This window comes from Microlunatus phosphovorus NM-1, from assembly GCF_000270245.1.
Classification (GTDB): domain Bacteria; phylum Actinomycetota; class Actinomycetes; order Propionibacteriales; family Propionibacteriaceae; genus Microlunatus; species Microlunatus phosphovorus.
Genome location: NC_015635.1, coordinates 3390550 through 3414880, shown reverse-complemented (window position 1 = coordinate 3414880; position 24331 = coordinate 3390550). Strand labels below are relative to the sequence as shown.

At 69.0% G+C, this 24331-nt stretch carries 14 protein-coding genes; 5 read left to right on the top strand and 9 right to left on the bottom strand.

Translation table 11 applies throughout. The features are described 5' to 3' along the window. Positions 1-165: 165 nt before the first annotated feature. The 4 genes from MLP_RS15355 to MLP_RS15340 are packed head-to-tail and all read left to right on the top strand — an operon-like array spanning position 166 to position 8738. The gene (locus MLP_RS15355; protein ID WP_013864060.1) at positions 166-3483 is read left to right on the top strand and encodes an ATP-dependent helicase; all 3318 of its coding nucleotides are present in this window, start codon (positions 166-168) and stop codon (positions 3481-3483) included. Then, positions 3480-6839 carry an ATP-dependent DNA helicase gene (locus tag MLP_RS15350; protein WP_013864059.1) on the top strand — a complete coding sequence of 1120 codons (3360 nt, stop codon included), beginning with the start codon at positions 3480-3482 and terminating at the stop codon, positions 6837-6839. Before MLP_RS15355 ends, MLP_RS15350 begins: the two co-directional genes overlap by 4 nt. A gap of 9 nt (positions 6840-6848) precedes the next feature. After that, positions 6849-7715, top strand: a complete 867-nt coding sequence (gene nudC / locus MLP_RS15345) for an NAD(+) diphosphatase (RefSeq protein WP_156821175.1) — start codon at positions 6849-6851, stop codon at positions 7713-7715. A 9-nt stretch (positions 7716-7724) separates the two neighbouring features. Then, the gene (locus MLP_RS15340) at positions 7725-8738 is read left to right on the top strand and encodes a LacI family DNA-binding transcriptional regulator (RefSeq protein WP_013864057.1); all 1014 of its coding nucleotides are present in this window, start codon (positions 7725-7727) and stop codon (positions 8736-8738) included. 23 nt (positions 8739-8761) lie between these two features. Here the strand turns inward: MLP_RS15340 and MLP_RS15335 are convergent, their stop codons facing one another. After that, positions 8762-9727 (bottom strand): SMP-30/gluconolactonase/LRE family protein, encoded by a 966-nt coding sequence (locus MLP_RS15335; RefSeq protein WP_013864056.1) that lies wholly within the window; start codon positions 9725-9727, stop codon positions 8762-8764. Between the two features lie 199 nt (positions 9728-9926). Between MLP_RS15335 and MLP_RS26525 the strand changes: the two genes are divergently transcribed. Beyond that, positions 9927-11699, top strand: a complete 1773-nt coding sequence (locus MLP_RS26525; protein WP_013864055.1) for a CapA family protein — start codon at positions 9927-9929, stop codon at positions 11697-11699. A 559-nt stretch (positions 11700-12258) separates the two neighbouring features. Here the strand turns inward: MLP_RS26525 and MLP_RS15325 are convergent. The 8 genes from MLP_RS15325 to recC all read right to left on the bottom strand — a co-directional run bounded on the left by MLP_RS15325 (position 12259) and on the right by recC (position 24267). Then, positions 12259-12564 carry a hypothetical protein gene (locus tag MLP_RS15325; RefSeq protein ID WP_013864053.1) on the bottom strand — a complete coding sequence of 102 codons (306 nt, stop codon included), beginning with the start codon at positions 12562-12564 and terminating at the stop codon, positions 12259-12261. Positions 12565-12657: 93 nt separating this feature from the next. Further along, positions 12658-13860 carry an ISAs1 family transposase gene (locus MLP_RS15320; RefSeq protein WP_013863144.1) on the bottom strand — a complete coding sequence of 401 codons (1203 nt, stop codon included), beginning with the start codon at positions 13858-13860 and terminating at the stop codon, positions 12658-12660. 190 nt (positions 13861-14050) lie between these two features. After that, positions 14051-14323, bottom strand: a complete 273-nt coding sequence (locus MLP_RS28050) for a hypothetical protein (RefSeq protein ID WP_156821174.1) — start codon at positions 14321-14323, stop codon at positions 14051-14053. 451 nt (positions 14324-14774) lie between these two features. Then, positions 14775-14924 (bottom strand): hypothetical protein, encoded by a 150-nt coding sequence (locus tag MLP_RS28045; RefSeq protein ID WP_156821173.1) that lies wholly within the window; start codon positions 14922-14924, stop codon positions 14775-14777. Positions 14925-14926: 2 nt separating this feature from the next. Continuing rightward, entirely contained in the window at positions 14927-15190 is a 264-nt protein-coding gene (locus MLP_RS15315; RefSeq protein WP_041790113.1) for a hypothetical protein, read from the bottom strand. A 328-nt stretch (positions 15191-15518) separates the two neighbouring features. Continuing rightward, positions 15519-17372: an exodeoxyribonuclease V subunit alpha gene (gene recD / locus MLP_RS15310; protein WP_013864052.1), complete on the bottom strand. Its 1854-nt coding sequence runs from the start codon at positions 17370-17372 to the stop codon at positions 15519-15521. After that, on the bottom strand, positions 17369-20893 hold the full coding sequence (locus MLP_RS15305; protein ID WP_231851323.1) for a UvrD-helicase domain-containing protein: 3525 nt from the start codon (positions 20891-20893) through the stop codon (positions 17369-17371). Before MLP_RS15305 ends, recD begins: the two co-directional genes overlap by 4 nt. After that, positions 20890-24267, bottom strand: a complete 3378-nt coding sequence (recC, locus tag MLP_RS15300) for an exodeoxyribonuclease V subunit gamma (RefSeq protein WP_013864050.1) — start codon at positions 24265-24267, stop codon at positions 20890-20892. The genes MLP_RS15305 and recC overlap by 4 nt, the downstream gene beginning before the upstream one ends. Between the last annotated feature and the right edge of the window lie 64 nt (positions 24268-24331).

Sequence of the window (24331 nt, the reverse complement as noted above, 5' to 3'; positions counted from 1 at the left end):
GCGTGGTGCGCAGTCGCATCAGCTGGTGCGAAGTGGGGGTCGGGTCCGGAGTGGGGAGCTGGGGCAGGGCGCGGCTGAACAGCGAGTCGTCGACAACACTGTCAGTGGCGAGTGGTGGAATCTGAGCATCGATCCGTACGACCTCGAAGGCGCCTGACCCAAATCATGTACACGCTCGTCCGACCTCGGCGGGAGCCGCTGGCTGCCCCCGTGCTGGATCCGTTCCAGCGGGCGGTGGTGGACCATCCCGGTGGTCCGCTGCTGGTGCTCGCCGGGCCGGGGACGGGGAAGACCACCACGCTGGTCGAGTCGGTGGTCGATCGGATCGCGAACCGGGGCATGACCCCCGACCGGGTGCTGGTGTTGACCTTCTCTCGCAAGGCCGCTGCCGACCTGCGCACCCGGATCGCGGCTCGGCAGGGCCGCACGGTGGTGACACCGATGGTGCTCACCTTCCACGCCTTCTGCTATGCGCTGGTCCGCCGCTTCTCCGACACGGGCGTCTGGTCCGAGAATGGCGGCACAGACCCGGGCCCCGGTGCTGATCCGCTGGCGCACCCGCTGCGACTGCTCACCGCGCCGGAGCAGGAGTTCCGGATTCGCGAGACCCTGGCCGGCACCCGGGAGACCCGGCGCGTCGCGTGGCCGGACAGCCTGGACCGGGCGTTCGGCACCCGGGCCTTCGCCTCCGAGGTGCGCTCGGTGGTGGCCAAGGCCCGCCAGCTGGGGATGGATCCCGAGGACGTGGTCGACGCCGGTGCGGCGGCGGATCGGGTCGAGTGGATCGCGGTGGGCGAGTTCTTCGAGGAATACCTGGACGTGCTCGACGCCGAGCAGGTGATCGACTACGCCGAACTGGTGCACCGCAGTCGTATCCTGCTGTCCGACCCGGAGGTGGCCGCCAAGCTGCGCAGCGAGATCGACGAGGTGTTCGTCGACGAGTTCCAAGACACCGACCCGGCTCAGGTGCGGCTGCTGCAGGTGATCGCCGGCGACGGTCGCAATCTGGTCGTCGCCGGCGATCCGGATCAGTCGGTGTATGCGTTCCGGGGCGCTCAGTCGCGGGGCATCACCGAGTTCCCGCATCGATTCCGCACCAAGGAGGGCGCGCCGGCACCTGTGCTGGCGCTGGGGGAGACCCGCCGGTTCGGACCCGCGCTGCTGGCCGCCAGCCGGGGCGTCGCCGACCGGCTGGCACTCCCCGGCGCGCTCCCCGCTGACCTCCGCAAGTCCTTTCGGTCGCCGCGCTCGGCGACGGGACTGCCGTACGGGCGAGTAGAGGCCTACACCTACGACTCGCCCGGCGCCGAGGCCGATCAGATCGCCGAGCTGCTGCGGGCCGCGCATCTGCGCGAGGGGGTGCCGTGGGAGTCGATGGCGGTGCTGGTGCGCGCGGGCCGGGCGATGATCCCCGGGCTCAGCCGGGCGCTGACCGCGGCCGGGGTGCCGGTCGAGGTGGCCGGAGACGAGATCCCACTAGCCATCGACCCAGCGGTCAGTCCGCTGCTGCTGGCGCTGAAGATCGCGGCGAACGGCCGGCAGATCGACCCCGACGAGGGACAGTTGCTGCTCACCACCCCATTGGGCGGACTGGATGCGATGGCGGTACGTCGACTCGGCCGGGCTCTGCGCCAGGCCGAGCGGTCCGAACTGGCGGGAAGCGCACTGCCCCGGCCGTCGAATCAGCTGATCGCCGCTGCGCTGCAGGAGCCCGAGCTGATCGCCGACCTGCGAGCCGAGGGAGCGGACCGCCCCGAGCTCCGCGGCGCGGCCGCTCTGGCTGAGCTGTTGCAGCGGTGCGAACGCTGTATCACCGCAGGTGGCACCGCGGAGGAGGCCCTCTGGGTGCTGTGGACCGGTACGCGATGGCCGGACCGGCTCCGCGAGCAGGCGTCGCTGGGTGGTGAGTCGGGTCGGCGGGCCAATCGGGACCTCGACTCGATCTGCGCGCTGTTCGACATCGCCCATCGCTCCGAGGAGGTAGCCGGACTGCGCGGAGTGACCGGCTTTCTGGCCGAGGTCGAGGGACAGCAGATCCCCGCCGACACACTCCGCGAGGCTGATCTGCGAGGTGGCGCCGTGCGGCTGCTGACCGCGCACCGGGCCAAGGGCCTGGAATGGGATCTGGTGGTCATCGCCGGGGTTCAGGAAGGCAGCTGGCCCGACATCCGGCGTCGTGGCTCGCTGCTGGAGCCGGACCGGCTCAGCCCTCATGGGCTCGACGAGATCGAGCCGACGGCTTCACGGATCGCCGAGGAGCGCCGGTTGTTCTACGTCGCGGCGACGCGGGCCCGGCGTCGGCTGATCGTCACTGCGGTCGCGGGGACCGAAGGCGAAGGGGACCAGCCGTCGCGGTTCCTGGCCGAGTTGGGGGTTCGGGTGGAGTCGGTCCATGGCCGGCCCCGACGACCCCTGACCTTGGCCGCGCTGGTGGCTGAGCTGCGGCGTACCTGTGCCGATCCCGAGTCGCCACCGGCGCTGCGGGAGGAGGCCGCCGCGCGGCTGGCCCGGGTCGCGGATGTGGTCGACGAGCGTGGACGGCAGCTGGTGCCGGCGGCCGACCCGGTCCGGTGGTGGGGGATGCGCGAGCTCTCCGACCTCGCGACGCTGGAGCCGGTGACCGCGCCGGACGCGCCGATCGCCCTGTCCGGCAGCCAGCTCGCCGGACTGCTGGGCTGCCCCCGCCAGTGGTTCCTGTCGCGTAAGGGCCAGGCGGACCCGGCCCGCAATACCGCGGCGACCTTCGGCTCGGTGATCCATGTGCTGGCCGATCACGGGGCCCGCGCCGACGTACCGAGCAGTGAGCTGGTGGGGCACCTGGAACAGGTGTGGGATCAGTTGAGCTTCGACGCCAAGTGGCTGTCCACGGTGGAGCGCGCCGAGGCCGAGGCGGCCCTCGATCGGTTCGTCAGCTGGCAGTCCGCGCGTCCGCAGCTCACCTTGCTCGGCACCGAGGTCAGGTTCCGCGTCCTGATCGACCTGGGCTCGGATCAGGTCCTGCTCACCGGCAGCGCGGACCGGGTCGAGCGAGACTCAGACGGCCGGATCCGGATCGTCGACTTCAAGACCTCCCGGTCCGCTCCGCAGGCCGCCGACGTGGCCGTGCAGGACCAGATGGGGATCTACCAGCTGGCAGTCGCGGCCGGTGCCTTCGACGATCTGGCCGGACCGGGTGCTCGGCCGGGCGGTGCCGAGCTGGTGTATCTCCGGCTGGGCGACAGCGGTGGTCTGCCGCGTTCGTTTCATCAGGCGGCGCTGGACGACGTCGGTTGGCCGACCGAGCGTCCCGACGACGGGCCTGATCCGGGCGACCTGCCGGCCGGGATCGACCAGCAGCCGACCTGGGTGCATCGCCGGCTGGCGGTGGCCGCCCACCTGGTACGCCAGGAGCGGTTCGTCGCCCGGGTGGGTCCCGGCTGCCGCTGGTGCTCGTTCGCCGCGAGCTGTCCGGCCGTGCCGACGGGACGGCAGGTGGTCTCGTGAGCGTGGTCAACCTGCCGCTGCCCGACCGCGGCACGGCGGTCTTCAACGATCCGGGCGAGCTGAGTGAGGCCCTGCAGATCGCCTTCTCGGATCAGCAGTTGGCGGCGATCACCGCCCCGCTGGAACCTGGCGTGATCATTGCCGGGGCCGGCTCGGGCAAGACGACCGTGATGGCGGCCCGGGTCGTCTGGCTGGTCGGCACCGGACAGGTCCGACCTGAGGAGGTGCTCGGTCTCACCTTCACCCGAAAGGCGGCCGCGGAGCTGTCGCTGCGGGTCCGCTCGGCGCTGGAGCGCGCCGGAGTGGTGCCGGCCGAGGGCGTGGACGCCGGTGGCGAGCAGGTGATCATGACCTACGACGCGTTCGCCGCCCGGCTGGTCTCCGAGCACGGCCTGCGGCTGGGCTACGAGACGGACCCGACCATGATCACCGGGGCGACGCGCTATCGGCTGGCGTCCCGGGTCGTACGCGAGGCCGCCGGTCCGTTCGAGCACATCTCCCGGCTGCGGCCGGCCTCGGTCACCGAGCGGGTGCTGCGGCTGGATGCCGACCTGCAGCAGCATCTGGTCTCGACCGGCGAGCTCGATCCGCACGCGCACGCTCACCTGCTGGAGCTGGCCTCGGCACCGCTGAACCGCTACGGCAATGTCTATGCCGACGTGAAGAAGGCTGCCGCCGCTGCGCAGGAGCGGCTGGAGCTGGCCAGTCTGGTGGTCGCCTATCAGCAGCTCAAGCAGCGGCTGGGCGTGGTCGAGTTCGCCGATCAGATGGCGATCGCCGCTCGGCTCGCCCAGGAGGTGCCCGCGGTCTCGGAGCTGGCCCGTTCGACCTACCGGGTCGTGCTGCTGGATGAATACCAGGACACGTCCGCCGCTCAGGCGAAGATGTTGCGCGGTCTCTTCTCGGGATACACGCCACACGAAGGCATGGGACATCCGGTGACTGCGGTCGGCGACCCGTTCCAGGCGATCTATGGCTGGCGGGGCGCGGCGGCCAGCAACATCACCTCCTTCGCCGACCAGTTCAAGACCTCGACCGGGCGCCCGGCCGCCCGGTTCGCCCTGACGGTCAATCGGCGCAGCGGGCAGACCATCCTCGACGTGGCGAACGTCCTCAGCCGCCCGCTGCGCGAGACGACGCTGCGCGAGGGGACCGTGGATCCGGCGGGTTCGAGCGGGGGAACGCACGGGATGGGGTTCCTGGTCGCGCCGGACGGCACCTCGCCGGGTCAGGTCCGGGCGGCGACCTTCGAGACCTGGCCGGAGGAGGTCAGCTGGGTCGCCGACCAGGTGATCGCGGCCCGCACCGACGGCACGGCGGCGCACTGGGCCGACATCGCCCTGCTCGCCCGGCGCAACGCCGACATCGCCCCGTTCTATGCCGAGCTGACCGCTCGGGACGTGCCGGTGGAGATCGTCGGGCTCGGCGGGCTGCTCACCCTGCCCGAGGTGATGGACGTGACCTCCACACTGCGCGTGCTGCACGACGTCACCGCCAACCCGGACCTGGTCCGGCTGCTCACCGGCCCGCGGTGGCGGATCGGACCGCGGGATCTGGCCCTGCTCGGTCGCCGGGCTCGCGAGCTGGCCCAGGTCGGTCAGGTCACCGACGATGACGCGGTCGCCGACGACGTGCTGCGCGACCTGGAGGGTGCGGTCGCCGATGTCGATCCAACCGAGCTGATCAGCCTGCTGGACGCGGTGGAGAGCCCGGGGGAGCTGCCGTACTCGCCCGAGGCGCTCGAACGGTGTGGCCAGTTTGCCGCCGAGCTTGCTGCGTTGCGCCGGCACACCGGGGAGCCGGTGCTGGACCTGTGCCGCCGGGTGATCAGCACGCTCGGCTTGGAGGTCGAGCTGATGGCCACCCCGGTGCTGGACCGCACCAACCGTCGCGATCAGCTGGGCGCGTTCTATGACGCGGTCGGCGCGTACGTGGATGTCGACGGCGATGCGTCACTGGCCGGGCTGCTCGCCTATCTCCAGGCCGAGATCGACACCGGTGCTGGGCTGGAGCAGGCGGTGCCGTCGGACCGGGAGGCCGTGAAGCTGCTGACCGTGCACAAGGCGAAGGGCCTGGAGTGGGACGTGGTGTTCCTGCCCGCCTTGATGAAGGGCATCTTCCCCAGCGACCGGGTCACCGACAACTGGCTGACCAATCCTGGGGTGCTGCCCGCCGATCTGCGCGGTGACGCCCAGTCCATCCCGCAGCTGGGGGAGACCAGCAACACCGCCGTTCAGTCGTACAAGGAGGCGCTCAAACGGGAGCAGCTGCTGGCCGAGGACCGACTCGCGTACGTGGCGGCGACTCGGGCCCGCCGGCTGTTGGTCGGCACCGGACACACCTGGCGGGTCGACGGGGTTCGGCCGCGGATCACCTCCAGCTATCTCAGCGCGATCCTGGCCGAGGCGGAGCGGCAGGGCCAGGTGCTGGCCGAGGCGCCGCCGACCGCTGACGCCAACCCGCTGGTCACCGCGGCTGCCCCGGTGGCATGGCCGGCGCCCTACGACCCGGAGGCGTGGCGGCATCGCTCCGACGCCGCTGAGGCGGTGCAGGCCGCGCGCCGGCGCCGCGCGGAGACCGGCAGCTATGACCGCCCGACCGGATCGGGTGCGGAGCTTCTGCTGGACGGACTGGAGATCACCGCGCGGTGGGACGACGATCTCGAGCGGCTGCTGACTGAGCTCGCGGCCGCCCGGTCGGAGAGCACCGTGGTCGCGTTGCCCGAGACCCTTGCCGCCACCACGCTGCTGAGGCTGGAGCACGACTCACCTGGTCTGGCGGCCGAACTGGCCCGACCGATGCCCCGGCCGCCGTCTCGAGCAGCCCGCGCTGGCACCCGGTTCCACCAGTGGGTCGAGCAGTACTTCGGCGCCGCGATCGGCACCGGGCATCTGGGGCAGCAGCCGCTCCTCGATCCGGACGAGCTGGCAGACCGGGCCGACACCACGACCGTGGACGAGGCAGGGCTGCGCGAGCTCTGCGACGCCTTCGTGGCCGGCGCATACGGCACCCGGGTGCCCTATGCGGTGGAGGCGCCGGTCACCCTGGCGGTCGGCGGCACGCTGGTGCGGGGGCGGATCGACGCCGTCTACGACCTGCGGGGGGAGGGCGACGTGACCAGGGAGGGCGAGCGCCCGTACGACTTTCAGATCGTGGACTGGAAGACCGGGTACGCCGAGGCGGCCGATCCGCTGCAGCTGGCGATCTATCGGCAGGCGTGGGCGGAGGTTTGGGGGCTGCCGCCGGCGCGGATCGACGCGGTCTTCTATCTGGTGGCGACCGACACGATCGTGCGACCGGAGCGTCTGGCGGGTCGAACCGAGATCGAGCAGCTGATTTCCGACCCTGGGTCGTAGGCTGTGCTGGTGCTCAACTGGGCCATGGCCAGCGACCTCGACCGCGTCGATCACCACCGCACCTCGCCGGAGTGGGTGGCGAACCTGTGGCGGGACAGCGAGGCCAGGCTGCTGAAGATCGACAACAAGTCGCGTTTCACCACCAATGTGGGCGGCAGCAAGCTGCGGATGACCAAGCCGTTCGTCGAATACGACGATCAGCGGCACCGGTTGCTGGGGATGCTCAACGGATGCCCGGTGTTCGTGGTCGAGGCTCTCACCGAGGGCGAGGTGCACGACTTCCGCGAAGTCGGGTTCCAGCTCAGCGACAGCGAGCGCGACATCGCCGCCACGGCGGCGGCGGTGTGCAACTGGCACCGTACGGCGCAGTTCTGCGGTCGGTGCGGCAGCGAGACGCTGGCGATCAACGGCGGCTTCGCCCGGCACTGCGACATCTGCGGTATCGACGACTTCCCGCGGACCGATCCGGCGGTGATCGTCGGCGTGCTCGATGACCGCGACCGGCTGCTGCTGGGCGGCCAACCGTCCTGGGGCAACCGGATCTCGGTGCTTGCTGGATTCGTCGAGACCGGTGAGTCGGCGGAGCAGACGATCCATCGAGAGATCGCCGAAGAGGCCGACATCGAGGTCGGGGAGACTCGCTATTTCGGCAGCCAGCCCTGGCCGTTCCCGCGTTCCCTGATGCTCGGCTTCTTCGCTCGGGCTCTCTCGACCGAGATCTGCGTCGACGCCGACGAGCTCGAGCACGCGGCCTGGATGACCCGCGCCGAGGTCCGCGACGCCGTGGCAGCCGGAGAGGTCCGACTGCCGGGCGCCAGTTCGATCGCCTCCCGGATGATCGATGCCTGGCTCGAGGGCCAGCCCGACCTGATCTGAGGAGGACCCGTGTCGACGGCGGAGCGGGCCGACCCGCGCCCGACGATGCGCGATGTCGCCCGTGAGGCGGGTGTGTCGAAAGCGCTGGTGTCGATTGTCTTCCGAGGTTCGCCGGGGGCCAGTGAGGAGAGCCGGCGGCGCGTGTTCGCGGCCGCGGATCGCCTCGGCTATCGGCCCAACCGGACGGCCAGCATGCTTGCGTTGCGGCGTACGCGCCAGTTGGGTGTGGTCGCGGATCTGCACAACTGGATCCATGCCGAGATCGTCGATGCGATCATCGCGGACGCTGAGCAGGATCATTACCAGATCGTGTTGACTCCCTGGACTGCCAGGCACTCGGAAGAACGGGCGATCGAGGCCGCCGTGGAATTCCGGTGCGAGGCGCTGGTGCTGGTCGGCTCGGAACTCGACGGAGAGGCGGTCCGCGCACTGCTGGACGGCACACCGGTCATCTCGGTCGGCAGGACGCTCGGCATCCCCGAGGCCGACGTTGTGCGTTGCTCCGATCGCGCCGGGACCGGGCTTGTCGTCGATCACCTGGTGGAGTCGGGACACCGCCGGATCGCTCATATCGACGGTGGCAGCGGGGTCATCTCCGGCGAGCGCAGGGCAGGATTCGAGGAGAGCATGCGGCGGCACGGCCTGCTCGACCGGGCGACGATCGTCGGTGGTGGTCTCGTTGAGGAAGGTGGCCGACGAGGGGCGCAGGAATTGCTGCGTACGGGACCTTTGCCGACCGCGGTCGTGGCCTTCAACGACAGCTGCGCGGTGGGCGCCATCGAGGAGTTCGATGCCGCGGGCGTACGGGTGCCCGACGACCTATCCATCACCGGCTACGACGACTCCGCCTTGGCCAGGCTCCGCCGGATCGACCTGACCAGCGTCCGGCAGGACGTGGATCAACTCGGCCGCTGGGCCGTCTCGGCCGCCGTCGAGCGGCTCGATCACGGCCGAACTGAAGCCCGCGAGGCCGTGCTGGTCCCGCAGTTGATCGTCCGCGGCAGCAGCATGCCCCTACGCTGACGGCTCCCCACAGACCACCCGATTCAGGGGCGCTTGATCCGCACCGCCGTGTACGGGGTCTCCGGCGTCGGCGGCGTCGTGAAGCGGGCGTTGGGGAGATACAGGTGCTTGCCGTACGAGGCGATCGTCGTCGGAATGTCGAACCGCGGATCCGTCACGGTGGTCACCAACCGACCCGACCGGCCCGCGCGGTCGAGGCGCACGACCGCGACCTGGTTGAACTGGTTCTGCACCGCATAGAGGGTGCGGCCTTCCACCAGCAGACCGTCGCCGTTGGTCAGCAGTGCGCCGCCGAGCTCGACCCGCTTCGCGTGGCCGGTGCGCGGATCGACCCGGAACAGGAATCCGGTGCCGGACTGCACGACCAGCAGCGAGCGGCCGTCTGGGCTGATCTCGATGCCGTTGGCGTTGAACCCGGCCATTTGCTGCCAGTCGCCGGTGAGCGGCACCGTACGGACGGCCGAGGCCGGCGCCGGTCGCCCCTTCCTGGCGAGCGGCACCGCGTAGAGCTGGGCCTGCTGCGAGTCGGTGAACCAGGCGTCATGCTTGGTCAACACCACGTCGTTGACGAACGTGGCGGTTGCGTCGGTCAGCTGATACTCGGCCAGGATCCGCCCGCTGCGGATGTCGACCACCCGCGCTGTGCCGGAGGCACCGCCCGAGACGTAGAGCAATCCGTGGTGATCCGTCTTCAGCCCGACTGATGGTGTGCCGGGGCCCTGGCTGATGACGCGTCCCTTGCCGGTCCGCAGATTCGCGGCGTAGATGTCGCCGTCCGCACGAGAGCCGAAGTAGGCGGTGCCGCGGTCACGGCCGCGCTGGTCGATGGTGATGCCCTCGGGCAGGAACCCGTTCGGCAGCGCGATCACGGCTGGAGAGCGGTGACCACGGGGCTTGGCGTCGGCCGGTGCAGCGGTCGGTACGAGCAGGGCGAGGCCGGACACGATCAGAACTGCCCAGCGGATCAGCTTCCTTCGGTGCGTCGTCATCGACGTCTCCTGCCGAGATGGGGTAGCGGTGTTTCCACGCTAGGTCGAGTCGTGGCGACACGCCAGACCTTGGGCTATTGCTCCGACGTGCGCGTCATCGCTCGGCATCGGGCGGCCGGAGGACTCGGAACCATGTGAACTGGTGATTCGTTGAAATCTGTAGGGTCATTCGCGCTCGGAGTGAACGGAGCGGCGGCCTATGACGTTCCACACGGCCAAGTACCGGACGCGCTCGGCGGTCGTCGCCGCGAATCTGGTGGGCCTGCTTCTGCTGATGGGCTGCGTTGATCGCGCTCGTGGCCCTGCGATTGCTCGTTCCTCGCCAAGCCCACCTGGCGACACCGTGGAGGCTGCGATGAGTCCAGCTCAAGAGTCGGCTCGGGGCGATCGATCCCAACCGTCTTCAGAACCTCCTGCGTCGAGGACGGTGAGGCTGGCGTTCGGGGGTGACGTGATGTTCGAGGATGACCTTCGCGAGTTCCTCGACGAACCAGAGACGGGTCTCGACCCGATCAAGGCAGCGACCGCGGCCGCGGACTTCACCATGGTGAACCTGGAGGCCGCCCTCACGAACAGAGGCACGCGCGATCCCAAGGAGTTGGAGGACGCCGACAATCGCTACCACTTCCGAACCGGGCCGTCGGCGCTCGAGGCACTACACGCGGCTGGCGTCGACGCCGTCTCGGTCGCGAACAACCACGGAGTCGACTTCGGTGCCCAAGGACTGGCCGACACGCTCCGGGTCAAGGCAACCGCCCCGATTCCCGTTCTCGGCGTAGGCCGCGATCGTGCCGAGGCACTCACGCCGTATCGCGTCACCCTGCGGGGACAGCAGTTCGCCTTCTTCGCCGCCGACGACTCCTTCCTGGAGAGCACGGCGCCGCACTGGCAGGCAGGTGCGAGCACGCCGGGGTTGGCGGCTGCTCGCGGGCCAGGCAGGTCGGCCTTGGTGCGTGCCGTTGACCGGGCGGCGGCCGAGGGAGCTGCGGTGGTGGTCTATCTCCACTGGGGCGAGGAGAACTCGACCAAGGCCACCACCAGGCAGCAGGCGTTGGCCAAAGCGCTCGCGGGCGCCGGAGCCGCTGCCGTGGTGGGCACCCACAGCCACCGGTTGCAGGGTGCGGGCTGGCTCGGCTCCACATATGTGTCGTACGGGCTGGGCAACTTCATCTGGTACCACGGACGCAACGGAGCGACCGGGCTGCTCGACCTCACCGTCCGCGACGGCCGGGTCGTCGCCGACAGCTGGCGACCGGCCGTGATCCCGGCAGCCGGGGGGCTGCCGCGCTTCCAGAACGGACGTGCCGCGGCCGAGGCGACGGCGGCGTGGCGGAAGCTGCGTCGCGGGACCGGGCTGGCGGACGAACCGCCCCGGGCGTCGCCCGCGTCACCAGCCTTCAAGTCCTCGGTCAGCCCCATCACCGACGAGATCCGCGCCCGGATGGCCACCAGCCACCGTCCCGGGTGCCCGGTGCCGCTGGCGGACCTTCGCTATCTGCGCCTCAGTTACTGGGACTTCGACGGCCGAGTGCGATCCGGCGAGCTGGTGATCGCCGCCGAGCACGCGGACGACGTCGTCGCCGTCTTCCGAAAGCTCTACGCGGCGCGGTTCCCGATCCAGCGAATGGTGCTGGTCAGCGAGTACGGGGGAGACGACGAGAAGTCCATGGCCGCCAACAACTCGTCCGGCTTCAACTGCAGAACCGTGGCCGGCACCGATCGCTGGTCACAGCACTCCTTCGGTGCGGCCATCGACCTCAACCCGGTCCAGAACCCGTACGTCACGCAGGCGGGGGTGTCACCGAAGGCGGGGCAGCCGTACGCCAGACCCGGAGCCCGTCGAGCGACGGTGAAAGGTCTCATCACCGCCGACTCCGTTGTCGTGCGCGCCTTCCGCGATGTCGGCTGGGAGTGGGGCGGCGACTGGACGAGTCCGAAGGACTACCAGCACTTCTCCGCCACTGGCTCCTGACAGCCAAACGCATCGACCAAGGAGAAGGTAGTGATCTTGTTGTCTCTGCACGCCTCGCTCATCGTATTCGACGTAGCTGTCAGAGCCCCATTTGGTTGGCTGTCCTTCAAGCTTTCGCCAGATATCACAGATACCTCGCTGATCATCGACGCTTAAACGATGAAGTCGGCTGGTTTAAGCTCCACACGCTGATGGTGTCGCAGGACCATCGACCATCCGACCCGACCGGAGTGCAGATCTGAATCTTGTTGAACCGCCCCAGCTTTCTATCGATGGTCTGAAGCGTATCCTCATCCTCTATACCATAGCTCCGAGGTATCAATTGGAGAAAGCGTCGGCGGTTTGGCTGCCTAGGGAAAAGCTGCGTTGACCTCACTCCCAATACTCCAGCATCTCCGCCTTGAGCGTCTCTACCTCATGATGAGCGCACCGAGAAGTTCCTCCTGGTTGGTGATCCCGGGCGACTTCCATATCCACGAAGTAGTCCTGCCGTCGAAGCGCACCTTGGCGAATACGAACATGGTTTCAGTAACGCAACCGCCTGGCAGTCGCGCGACGGTCACACCGGGAAAACGACCCCCAGCATCGCCGACACTGTCTTGCCGGCGCCGGTGCCAGCGTCGGACCAGTTGCCGTATCTGCTGCGGTCTCGCGCATGCACCGCGACCTGCTCCTGCATCAGGTTCCGCACAACGGCAAGCCCGGCGGGCACCATGGTGAACGACCAGCCACCCGGCGTCTCCAGCGAATGCACCCCGTCCCGCTCGGCGGTGAACCGCTCCTTCACCTGGTTGGAGAACTCGCCGTCGGACCAGTCCACGTCCAGCTCGGCGAGAAGAGCGTCGGCCTCAGCCAGGCCGGCCAAGTCGAGATGGGCGTCAGTCAGCGTGTGTCCGTTCGTCCGGCCGGTACGCCTTCGACCACAACGAGGCGACGGCGAGGCGGTCCTCTCCCAGGGTCAATTCAAAGTTGATTCTGTTGTGACTGGTGTGACCTGGGCGTGATCGATCAGGTCGAGCAGTTGGCCGGTTTGGCGACCGAGGCTGCGGGTCGCGGCGGCGATGTTGGTGTGTTTCCCGCGGAGTCGGAGGAGTCCGATCGCAGTGTTGCGCAGGGTTGCCATCAGCTGGGGCAGGGTGCCGGTGCGCACGGTGGAGTGGTCCTCGTCGAAGGTGAGATCACGCACCCAATGCACCTTGTTCTCGATGCTCCAATGACCACGGACCAAGGTCGCGAGGTCGGCCGGGGCGATGTCTGACCAGCCGAGACTGGTGACCACATAGACGATCTCCTGCGTGGTCTCGCCGGTGGCGGTCTCGGTCCGGTTCCGCACGATCCGGCCGACGAGCCGGGCGTGCGGGAACCCGATCCCGGCCCGGACACCGGTCAGCTGCAGGGTACGGGACTCCCGTCGCCCATGCCCTTTCTCCACCACACGATGAGCGACCGGCACCTTGCTCCACGGGAGCCCGGCGAGCTGGTCGTACAAGGTGGGCTGGTTCCGTTTCACCACGAAGACGTACCGGCCGCCGTGCCGGTGCAGATAGTGGGCATGGCCACGTTGCGTGTGGAGAGCATCGGCGGTGACGATGACGCCGTTGAGGTTGATCCGGTCCAACACCGCCGCGAACGCGGCGATCTCATGATCTTTCCCGCCGGCGTTGACCTGCCCCAACGGCACCCCGGTGGCATGGTCGACGATCGAGAACAGATGCACCCTCGACCCATCCACACCGCGGGCGCCGCGGCAGGTCTTGCCATCCACCGCGACCGCCCGCCACCGCGACGAGACCGGTGTCAGCGTGGCCAGCCAGGCGTGCAGGACCGCGTCCACCACCTCCGGGTCGACCCGCAACAGCACCCGGCGGATCGTCGACAGGCTCGGCGGCCGCCGGGTGATCCCCAACCGTGGCCAATGCCAGGTGGGCAGATCCGCTGCCCATCCGGCGATCGAAGCCAGACTCCGTGATCCGCCGACCACCGCGGCCAACGCGACCACCAGCACGGTGGCCAGCTCATACCGGCGGCCCCGCCGGCCCCGCGGATCGGTGATGATCGACAACACCTCCCACACCTCGACCGGAACACCGTGACCGGGTTCGACCTGATGGGCGCGCAGCGCATCAGCGGCCGGGATGAGAGAAGATACGGGTGCGGGCACGGCAGGACTCCGATCGATCGGCAGTGGACGTCAAGCACCCACCACGATCCCGGTATCCACCGTGCCCGCCCGGCTTATACCTCACCCATGGCGTGTCAACCCGACACCACGCCGCAACCACGACTTTGAACAAGCCCTGGGTCCTCTCCGGTCCTCTCCCCGTCGCGGCACGCGGTGATCTGAAACTGCTTCAGTCGTGGCCTATTGGCGGTATCGGTGGCTCGCCCCACCAACCAACGCCCTCTCGGTCGTATTTCAGCGACCGGGCTCTTGATCCGAGCGGCTCGGCTATCACGTAGTCCGCGACGGCGCTACCGAAGTCCTCTGCATCGTTTACATCTACGCTGCCATCCGCGTTGAGAAAGAGCGGGTAGTCAGCGGAGCTGGTTCGAAGCACGCGCACCCCCACCATCTTCCCGAACGGACGCGCGTAGACTACGCAGAACCCGTCTGCTACCGGCACGGTCCAAGCGTCATAAATCTCAACCAACTGCCCATCTGTTGGTCCCCCACTGGCCAGTCTTTCCAAGCAGGCCAGGAGAGCTTGGTGCGACCGTGTCCGCTGTGGTGCTGCCCGAAGTCGACGAATGAGCGCGAGATGTGCATCTGAAGGACTCATTTTGGACGCGGAGTGTTTCTGAACATACTTGCCTCTCGGGGAAATGTGAACTCGGTTTATCGCTTTCGTCCGTTGAGCCTAGACTCTCGAGAGAACGCAGTCGCAGGATGACCATCAATACGTCCCCTTTCTAGTTCGGCAGCATATTCAGGCCGAATAGTGCAACCTCATTGAGGTTGCAAGGCGGCGGGGTTGACCTTCATTCCCAGTCGTCGAGCAAATCCGCCTTGAGCGTCTCCACCTGCATGATGAGCGCTCCGAGAAGTTCCTCATGGTTGGTGATCCCGGGCGATCTTCACTGCCACGCAGTGGTGCCGTCATTGAAACGCAACTTCGAGAACACGAACAGGGTCTCGAGCACGCAGTCGTCGGGCAGCGGTGCCAAGGCCACGCCTGGAAAAACGTCACCAATGGGATGTGGTCCCAGCCTCTCGTCGTCTGCCACAGTCATCGATCCTCGCTTTCGTATTGTATTTTCTCGAGCAACATTTCTGCTGAAATACTGACGATGCCGAGCAGTTCTTCACTAGAGAGACCTTCGGTGCGTCTCATGGACCATCCGCCACCCTCCGCGCCATGTGTCTTGATAAACATGAGCGCTCCCAGCCAGCTTTGACCCTCGGGCAGATCCACGATCCGCATGCCGGGAAGTGCCTCCTCGATCGAGACGAGAACTTCCGTCGGTTCATCCGACAAACTGTAATCTCCCATACTGCTACGCCACCCCTCCTCGCGATCATTTCGGCAGTAAGCGTGCCTTTGTGGCCCGCGGTCCGCACGTTTCGGATCGTAGCATCTGGTTGCGCTAGGCTGGCGCGCCACGCGCGCCTGATGTCAATGTGTTAGGTCTCTGAGTCTAAATGGTCCATCAGGGCCATATCAGTTGGTTCTGGGAGTGCAATGATATTTATTCTACCGTCTTCTGAAATCCACATTCCTATTTCCATCGGTAGTGTGGTGCGACTGCACGGCCTACTGCGATCTCGTCATCGTATGAGCGATTCGGCGTGTCACTCTCCTCGGGCAAGCCGCTTCTCGCTCAACTCAACCGACCGCGGAGTCCGCTGGCTCGGTTTGCCGGGCGGCGGACGGCGCGGCGTACGGCCTCTTCGGTGCCGAAGACCTGCACGCGGTGGCTGGCTCGGGTGACGGCGGTGTAGAGCAACTCCCGCGTCAGCAAGGGGGAGTCCGGCGGTGGCAGCACGAACGAGACGATGTCGAACTGGCTGCCTTGGGCGCGGTGCACGGTCATCGCATGGGTGGTCTGGACGGCATCCAGCCGGACCGGTGAGATCAGCATCGGCTCTGAGCCACGCCCGAACGCGGCACGCACACCACCGACGGTCGCCACCACGACGCCGGTGTCGCCGTTGAACAGGTTGAGGTCGTAGTCGTTCACGGTGATCAGCAGCGGCCGCCCCAGATACCACTCGCCGTCCTCGCCGTAGCCGGGCACGGCCTCGGCCAGCCAGCGTTCTGCCTCCTGGCTCCAGCGGGACACCCCGTACGGGCCGTGCCGATGGGCGCACAGCAGGCGATGCCGGTCGAGTGCGATCAGGGCGCCGGTGACATCGCCGGCCATGGCGGCATCCCGCAGTTCCTTGCCCGCCGCGCCGACGGCCGCTGCCAATGGCTCGATGCCGGCCGGGCGGGGATGGGCGAGGTCGGTCTCGGTGAACACCACATCGTCGGCGCCGCGGCGCAGCACCTCGATGGCCGCGTCCTCGTCGCTCTCCCGGACCGCGCGGGCCAGATCCTCGATCGCGCCGCCATACCGCCAGGTGCGCTGGAGCCGGACCACACTGCGCCGTCCGCCGTCGGTCCGGCCAGCATCAACCCCACCCCCGTCAACCCCAAGCGCGTCGACGCCGAGCGCACCGGTGATGTCGGCCAGCACGGCACCGGCCTCCACCGAGGAGAGCTGGTCGGGATCGCCGACCAACACCAGCCGAGCGTCAGGACGAACGGCCTCCAGCAGCCGGGCCATCATGGTCAGCGACACCATCGACATCTCGTCGACCACAACCACGTCGTACGGCAGCCGGTTGCCGGCGTGGTGACGGAACCGACCGCGGGTGCTGGGCAGCCAGCCGAGCAGCCGGTGCAGGGTGAGCGCGCTCAGCTCGGCGACTCGGGCTGCGTCCTCCGGCGCCAGCTGACGCCGGGCCTGCGAAAGCGCCTCGGTCAAACGGGCCGCCGCCTTGCCGGTCGGTGCCGCCAAGGCGATCCGTGGCTGCCGACCAGGCTGGTCGGCCAGCATCGCCAACACCTTCGCAACCGTGGTGGTCTTTCCGGTGCCGGGCCCGCCGGCCAGCACGGTCACCCACTGATGCGCGCAGACCTCGGCGGCCCGCCGTTGCAGGTCTTCCTCCTCCGGACCCAGACCACCTCGGTCGAACAACCGATCCAACGCGACAGCCAGCCGGTCGACGTCGACCTCCGGTGGTGGCGCGGCGCGGCGGTCGACCAACTGGCGACGTACCGACTCTTCCTGTCGCCAATAGCGCTCCAGATAGAGCTTTCCCGAGACCAGTCGCAGTGGACGCCCGTCGGCTGCCTCGGCCCCGTCGGCGACGGCCGGACTCCGGCTGACCTGCGCCGACCAGTCGTCCGGGTCCGGCCACGGCAGCTCGGCGACGTCCAAACCCTCTTCGGCCGCCTCGAAGACCTCGTGCGCGACCGTGGTCAGGTCGATGCAGACCGAGCCGAGCCGCAGTGCGCGCACCGCGAGAGCCAGAGCCAGAGCCACCCGTTCGTCGGGCTCGCCGCTGATCCGTGTGACGGCGGTGGCCACGTGTACGTCGGCCAGGTCGAGCACCCCTGCGGTATTGAACGTGGCGAGCAGTCCCGCAGCCCGGCTGGCCACCGCGATCTCGGTGCTGAACGCTGTCATTCCACACCTCGATCCAGCAGCTCGGACAACTCGGTGATCAGGGCCGCAGGAGGCTGCCAGCTGAACACCCCGTACGGCACGTCGTCGATCCGTGGCGTGGCAGGGCCCGCCATACCCCGCAGGAACAGATAGAGCACTCCGCCGAGATGAGTCTCGGGGTCATAGCCCGGCTGGCGCCAGCGCAGCAGCCGGTGCAGTGCCACCTGGTAGAGCAGCGCCTGCAGGGGATAGTGCGCCGCCGTCATGGCGGCCGCCATCGAGGCCGGCGAGTAGTCGGCGACGGTCAACTCGCCCGGCCCACCGCGCCCGAGCCAGTTCGTCTTGTAGTCGACTACCAGATAGCGACGGCTTTCGGCGGGACCGACCCGCAGCACCGCGTCGATGCTGCCGGTGAGATAGCCCCGCAACGACTCCTCCGCCAGCGGCGGATGGGTCAGCAGCTCGGGGTAGCCGGTCAGCGGATCATCGGCCGGCAGGTGTCTGGCCAGCAGCGGTGCCAGGTCGGCCAGCCGTACGTCTGCGCGCGGCCGGTCACCGCCGGCCAGCGGCAGTTCGAAGACCAGTTCGCTGAGCCGGTCGTGCGGACTCAGCTCGGCAAGCGTGAGGTCGTCGGCGAGCGGTCCGAGCGGCGTCTGGAGACAGGGCAGCAGCGCCTCGGCCAGTTGCTCCGGACTCAGCGCGCCATGCGGCAGCCCGGCCAGCGCCTCGGTGGTGGCGGCCAGGGTGGCAGCCGCCAGGTCGTCACCGGTCGGATCGAGCACCTCCAGCACCCCGTGCACGGCTGTGCCGAAGTCGGCACCGGCCGGCAGCTGACCCATCGGAGAAGGCAGGGTGTCCGCAGGGTCCGGGGCTGGCGCAAGCTCGGCGTGTCCGGTGGTCTGGTCAGGGCCGAGCAGATTTTCGTCGTCCTCTTTGAGCAGCTCTGGTTCGCTGGTGACGCCCGGCGATGACGGCAGACCGTGGGCGGCAGCAGTCAGCGCCGAGTAGGAGGTACGGCGCCAGTGGGTGTCGAGTTCGCGCGTGAAGTGGCGTATGTCCAGGGCCGCGGGGCTCTTGCTCGCCCTCAACTGGGGCGTGGCGCCGAGGGCTGCCACCTGCTCGACACTCAACAACTTGGCGGAGGCATCCCCTGGAGTCGTGCTGCGCGGCAGCGGCCAGTCAGCCGGGCCCAGGTCGACCGGATAGTCAGGCTCGACATCACCACTGCGACGGCTGCGGGCCCAATAGCGGTGCAGCGCCGAGGTCGGGGTGTTGCGCGAGTCGGCCCACCAGGTCACCACCTGACACTGGGCGCGGGTGAGACCGACGTAGTAGAGCCGCAGGTGCTCGCCTGCTTCCTCCGCGAGCGCTTGCCGGAGTCGCTCGGACCGGCCGGCGGCATACCGACCACCGACGTCCAGCACCTCCTCGCCCCGCTCATGCTCATCCTGCTCGTGCAGGCGCAGCACCGACCCCCGATCGTCCGAGGGCACGAAGCAGTCCCACGCCTCCGGCAGGTAGACGATCGGGAACTGCAGGCCCTTGCTGCGATGCAGGGTGAGGATCTGCACGGCTGCAGCATCGGTCGCGAGCCGGCGCAGTCCTTCGGTGACGTCGTCGGTGGCCGCGGCGTCGATGGCCTCGGCCAGCCATTCCCGAAGCCCCGCCGCGCCGAGCTGCTGACCGGACATCACCGCGTGCAGGCGCTGGGCGATGTGCCGCAGATCGGTGAGCAGCCGTTCGCCGTCCGGCTGGCTCAGCACCCGCCCGCTCAGGTCGGTGTCGGCGCCGAGCGCCTCCAGCAGGGCGGCGACCCCGCGGTGCGCCAGGGTGCGGCTCCAACGGCGGAAGTCGTACGACAGATCTGCCAGCGCCGTCTCGTCGGCTCGAGCCAATCGGGGAAACGTCCAACCGACCAGGCTGGTCAGGCTGGCCTCGCGGACCAGCTGCTGGCGCGGCTGTTCCAGGGCCTGCAACAGGCGCAGCCAGTCCCTGGCAGCCGCCGAGGAGAACACCGAATCAGAGCCGTGCAGCACCGCCGGGATGCCGGCGGCGGCCAAGGCATCGCGGATCTGCTCGCCGGCGACATTGCGTCGCACCAGGACCGCCAGGTCGCTGGCGCCGATCGGCCGGGACGCGGCACCAGCCAGCTGCAGTTGGGCTCCTGAGCCGAGCAACTGGGAGATCTCGGCAACCAGATCTTTGGCCACCCGGTCCCGGAGTCGCTGCACATACTCCTGACCCTCGAGTTTGCGCGGCAACACCCGGACGCGGACCGGAGCGCCGGCGCCGGTCAGCCGTCGTACCGGATGGGCGCTGCCCACCGGCCGGACGACGATCTTGGGGTCGCCGAGACTCGCGCCGCCCATGATCAGGTCGAGACCGTCCAGCAGTGCCCGGTCGCTGCGATAGCAGGTGCCCAGGGTGGCGACCTGCGATGCCTCGCGGGCGACTTGCAGATAGCTGTTCACATCCGCACCCCGGAAGGCATAGATCGCCTGCTTCGGATCGCCGATCACCACCAGCGTGCGATGACCGTGGAAGGCTCGCCGCAGGATGTCCCACTGGATGGGGTCGGTGTCTTGGAACTCGTCGACCAGCACGACATGGAAACGTTCTCGCAGCCGCTCGGCGGCCAGTGCGCCGTGCTGCTCGTCGGCCAGCGCCGCCTGCAGCCGGGTCAGCATGTCGTCATAGGTCCGATAGCGAGCTCGTGCCTTCCGGCGCCGGACCTCGGCGATGACCTCGTGGGCGAACTCCACCCGTTCGTCGGCACGGGCTCCCGCGCCCAGCCCAGGGACAAGCCGGATCGGTCCGGCCCGGACCACGTCGTCGGCCAGCCGGACGGCATCGGCGTAGGTCAGCGTGCTCGTCGGCGCGGCTGCATAGCGACGCAGGTAGACGTCCCGCGCCACCTCCTCGGTCAGCTCGGCGAGGTGCTCGACGAACACCGCGTCCGGCTCCGGGTCGCCCAGCACCCCGAGATCGTCGAGCATCCGCTGGCAGAACTCGTGGGTGGTGGCGATGGTGGCGGTGTCGAAGTCGGCCAGCGCCCGGCTGACGCGGTCGTGGCGGGCGGTCTGCTCGGCGGGATCGACCTGGATCAGCAGACTGGCGACGTCGTCCGGCTCCGGCACCGTCAGCCCGGGCGGGGTGAGCTCCAGCGCCGCGGCCAGCTGGGTCTCCAGCCCGACCAGCCGTTCGCGGACCCGGACCCGGAGCTCGTCGGTGGCCATCCGGCCGAAGGTGACCACCATCAGCTGCGGAAGCTCGGCCAGCCCTTCGGCGACATAGCGCGCCACCAGGGCAGCGATGGTGTAGGTCTTGCCGGTGCCCGCGCTGGCCTCCAGCACGGTCGTCCCGGTGGGCAACGGGCCGCAGATCTCAAAGGTGTCCGGTGCCGACTCAGCTGGGATGGTGGACACGGCGGGGGCGATCTCGGCCATGCTCCGGGTGGTCTCGAGGGAGATCGGCGCAATCTCGGGGGGCGTCGAGGGAGGTGTGGTTGGGCGATCCTGCTGCCCGGTCCAGTCGCGGGTCATCGCAGCTCCTCCGCGCTGAGCATGGGGTGGAAGACCCGGCGGGCCAGGGTGCCGAACCGGCTCGGCTCGGCCAGCGTGCCGCGCTCCTCCCGGGTCACCGACGCAATGTCGAGCAGTTGGGCGAGTGTGACACCGGGCCCGAAGAACCGCTCGTACGCGGAGTCGCGATCTTGATCCCACTGCTTCGCGGCAGGCGAGTCGGCGGGGCTGACCTGGAAGTCGCGCGAACGTAGTCGGGCGTACTCGGCGGACGCTCGCGGGGCAAAGGGGAGGGGCTCGCGCAGACCGGTCTCATACAGGTCGAGCTGGTCGTCCAGCACCAGTGCCGCCCACCCTGGATCCACCGGTCCCAGCACTGACGTGCCGCCACGGCCGATGGTGACGGCCTGCCAGGGCGTGCCGGGGTGAGCGGCGGTCAGCGCCAATAGCTGACTGAAGGCGGCCAGCCGCTGCCGGGCACTGAGCCAGGAGAAACCGACCGACAGCAGCGTTGGCCCATGCACCGGCGCGACCGTACCGGTCAGCAGCCGCTCGCCCAGCTCGATGGCGATGTCGTGGCTGGTGGATTCTCCGGACGACCAAGGACGAGCCCGATCGGCGATCTCGAGCGCCAATCTCATCAGCCGGTCCAGCACCCGGTCACCGAGAGCCCGTGGCGGCAGCGTGCCGCGCCGCCATTCCGCGCCGCGGAGCTGGTCGGGATCGGCGCCGCGTAACAGCTGGGTCAGCAGGCGGTTGCCGATCTGCCACGAAGCCAGGCCATCGAGTTCCACCGGCAGCTGATCGGTGACCGGATCGGACTCCTCCCAGGTCGGCAGCCCGCCGCGCTCGCGCAGCAGGGCCTTCACTGGATGACTCAGGAATCGCACCAGGTCAGCCAGCTCCACCCGGGTGGTCGGCTCGCGATCCGGCAGCGGCTCGGTGGGATAGACCGCGGGCCCGCTGCTGCGTTCGGCGGCCGCGGCACGTGCCCCGCGGAGTGCGGCCAAATCGAAGCTGAAGGGACGATCCGCGGAGTCGCCAGACTGTGCTGAGGTGGCGAAGTTCGCGGCGTCGAACGGTTGCAGAGGATGCCGGTGCACGACCAGGTCCTGTGGCACGGATCCGTCCTCGGTCCGTACGGTCAGATCGACCGCGTCCAGCAGCTCACCGATCGGCACCGCGGGTGGCCGCGACACCCCGGTGCGGGGATCAGCACCGGTGTAGAGCACGATCAGGTGCTCGGTGGCGCTCATGATTGCGTCCAGCAGCAGTTGCCGATCCTCGCTGCGCCGGTCCCGATCGCCGACCCATGGATCGCCGTTGAGAAGGTCGTCGCCGTCGTCACGAGACCGGCGCGGAAAGCTGAGGTCATCCATGCCGAGCAGGCAGACGACTCGATGGGGAACCGAGCGCATCGGATACATGGTGCAGACCGTCAAGGTGCCGGTCCGGAAATTCGCCCGTCCGGCCCGGCCGCCCAGCCGGTCGGCCAGCAATGCCTGGAACTCGGCTCGGCTGAGCACGGTGTCGGCGGCCAGCTCGGCGCTGCCGAGCGAGGAGAGGATCCGGTAGGCGTGACCGGTCTGCCAGCTGTCGCGTGCCGTGGTGTCGGTGAGCGCGTCGATGGTCTGCCGGGTGAGCTCCAGCCACTCGTGCAACGGGTGATCCGCATCGAACGCGTCGAGCGCGGTGCCGAGCCGGTTCATCAGCTCCGCGAGCCGGCCGATCAACTCGACGTCGGAGGAGTCGACCTCGTCCAGCGGCAGGGCGGTGCCGATGAAGTGGTTGTCCTCACCGTCCATCGCGATCCCGAGCAACAGTCGATCCAGGCCCGCCGCCCAGGTGTTCTGCCCGAGGTGTCCCAGTCCGTACGGCTTGCGGTGGGCAGCGTCGAGCCCCCAGCGCACGCCGCTGGCCGAGACGAGCTGAGTGAGGCGGTCGAGATCCTCACCGGTGAAGGAGAAACGTCGTGCGACGGCCGGCTGGGTGGACAGGTCGAGCACGGTCGAGGCCGCGACCCGGCCGCCGGCCAGGGCAAGGACGGTGCTGAGCACCTCCAGCAGCGGATTGACCCGACGCAGGGCCCGGTCGGCCAGCCGAACCCGGATCCGATGCCCGGGATGCACCGTGTCTCCGTCCTCGTCGGCGAGGCCGAAGGCCGCCGAGACCAGCGGAGCGAACCGCTCGATGTCGGGACAGAGCACCACGATGTCGCGGGGCTCCAGCGTCGGATCGTCGTCGAGCAGCCCGACCAACAGCTCCCGAAGCACCTCGACCTGCCGGTCCGGCCCGTGCGCCGCATGCACCTGGACGCTGCGGTCGGCTGTGGTCAGCAGCGGTCGATCGGCGCTGAGTCGGGGAGCGGAGTTGGCGGAGATGTCCCGCTGCAGTTGGCGGAGGAGGGTGACCGGCTTGGCTTGCGGTGAGTCGAACGGCGGCGAGTCGGGGGGATCCGAGTCGTCGTGCTCAGGGTCGGCCGGTCCGGGCAGCGGCCGATCCACGGGCTGGGCAGCGGCCAGCACCAGTTGCAGCTCCCGGGAGTCTCGGCCCAGATAGCCGAGCAGGCGATGCCGGACCGCGCTCAGGCTCGTGTCGTCGGCGCGCCTCCCCAGCGGGGCGGGTGGCCGGGCAGCGAGCACGTTCCAGAGCGCGGGCGACGGGTGGTTCAGCCACAGATGCACGTCGCGCCGGGCGGCCAGCGCGAGGAGGACCTGGTGCTGGGTGCGGTCCAGACCGGTGAGGCCGAACACCGAGAGCCGGTCGGGCAGGTCGACCGCGGCGGGATCGGCCGCGATCCGGGCGAGCGCGCCGGGCAACCGCTCCGCAGGGGACGGAATCTCCAGCTCGCTGCGTAGCCGACGCCACAGCTCGGCTTGCCAGGCCCGATCCGCGGCCAGCGGCCGGCCGGCCGAGTCGACATCCTCGCCCTGCCGCCAGCGTGCCAGGAGCTCGGGCCGTTCGGAGGCGTAGCGGGCGAACAGGGTCGCGGCGCGGCGGGCCGTGAGCCAACGGCGTCCGCCGCGCGTCTCCTCGGACGAGCCCCCGCGGAGATGGCTCCACAGCAGCTCGGCCCAGGCCTCGTCGTGGGCCGCATCGAGGATCGTCAGGATGGGCCAGACCGCCAGAGCCGGCTGCCACGGGTCCTCGTCGGGCTCGATCCCGGTGACCGAGCCCAAGGCGTCGGCCACCAGTCGGCGTACCGAGGGGAACTCCACCCCCGCACACACTCCCAGCCGGTTCGACACCTGCTGGGCGAGCCAGCGTTCCACCCCGCGAGTCGGCACCGCGACCAACTCGCTGGCGAACGGATCAGGCAGCGGGTCGGTGAGCAGGTCGGCCAATCCGGCGACCAGCCGATCCGACCGCTCCGCACGATGCAACTGAAGACTCATGGTGGCCCGAGCCTAGGAGGCAGCACTGACAACGTCGGCGCGGTCCACCATCACGCCCTTCATC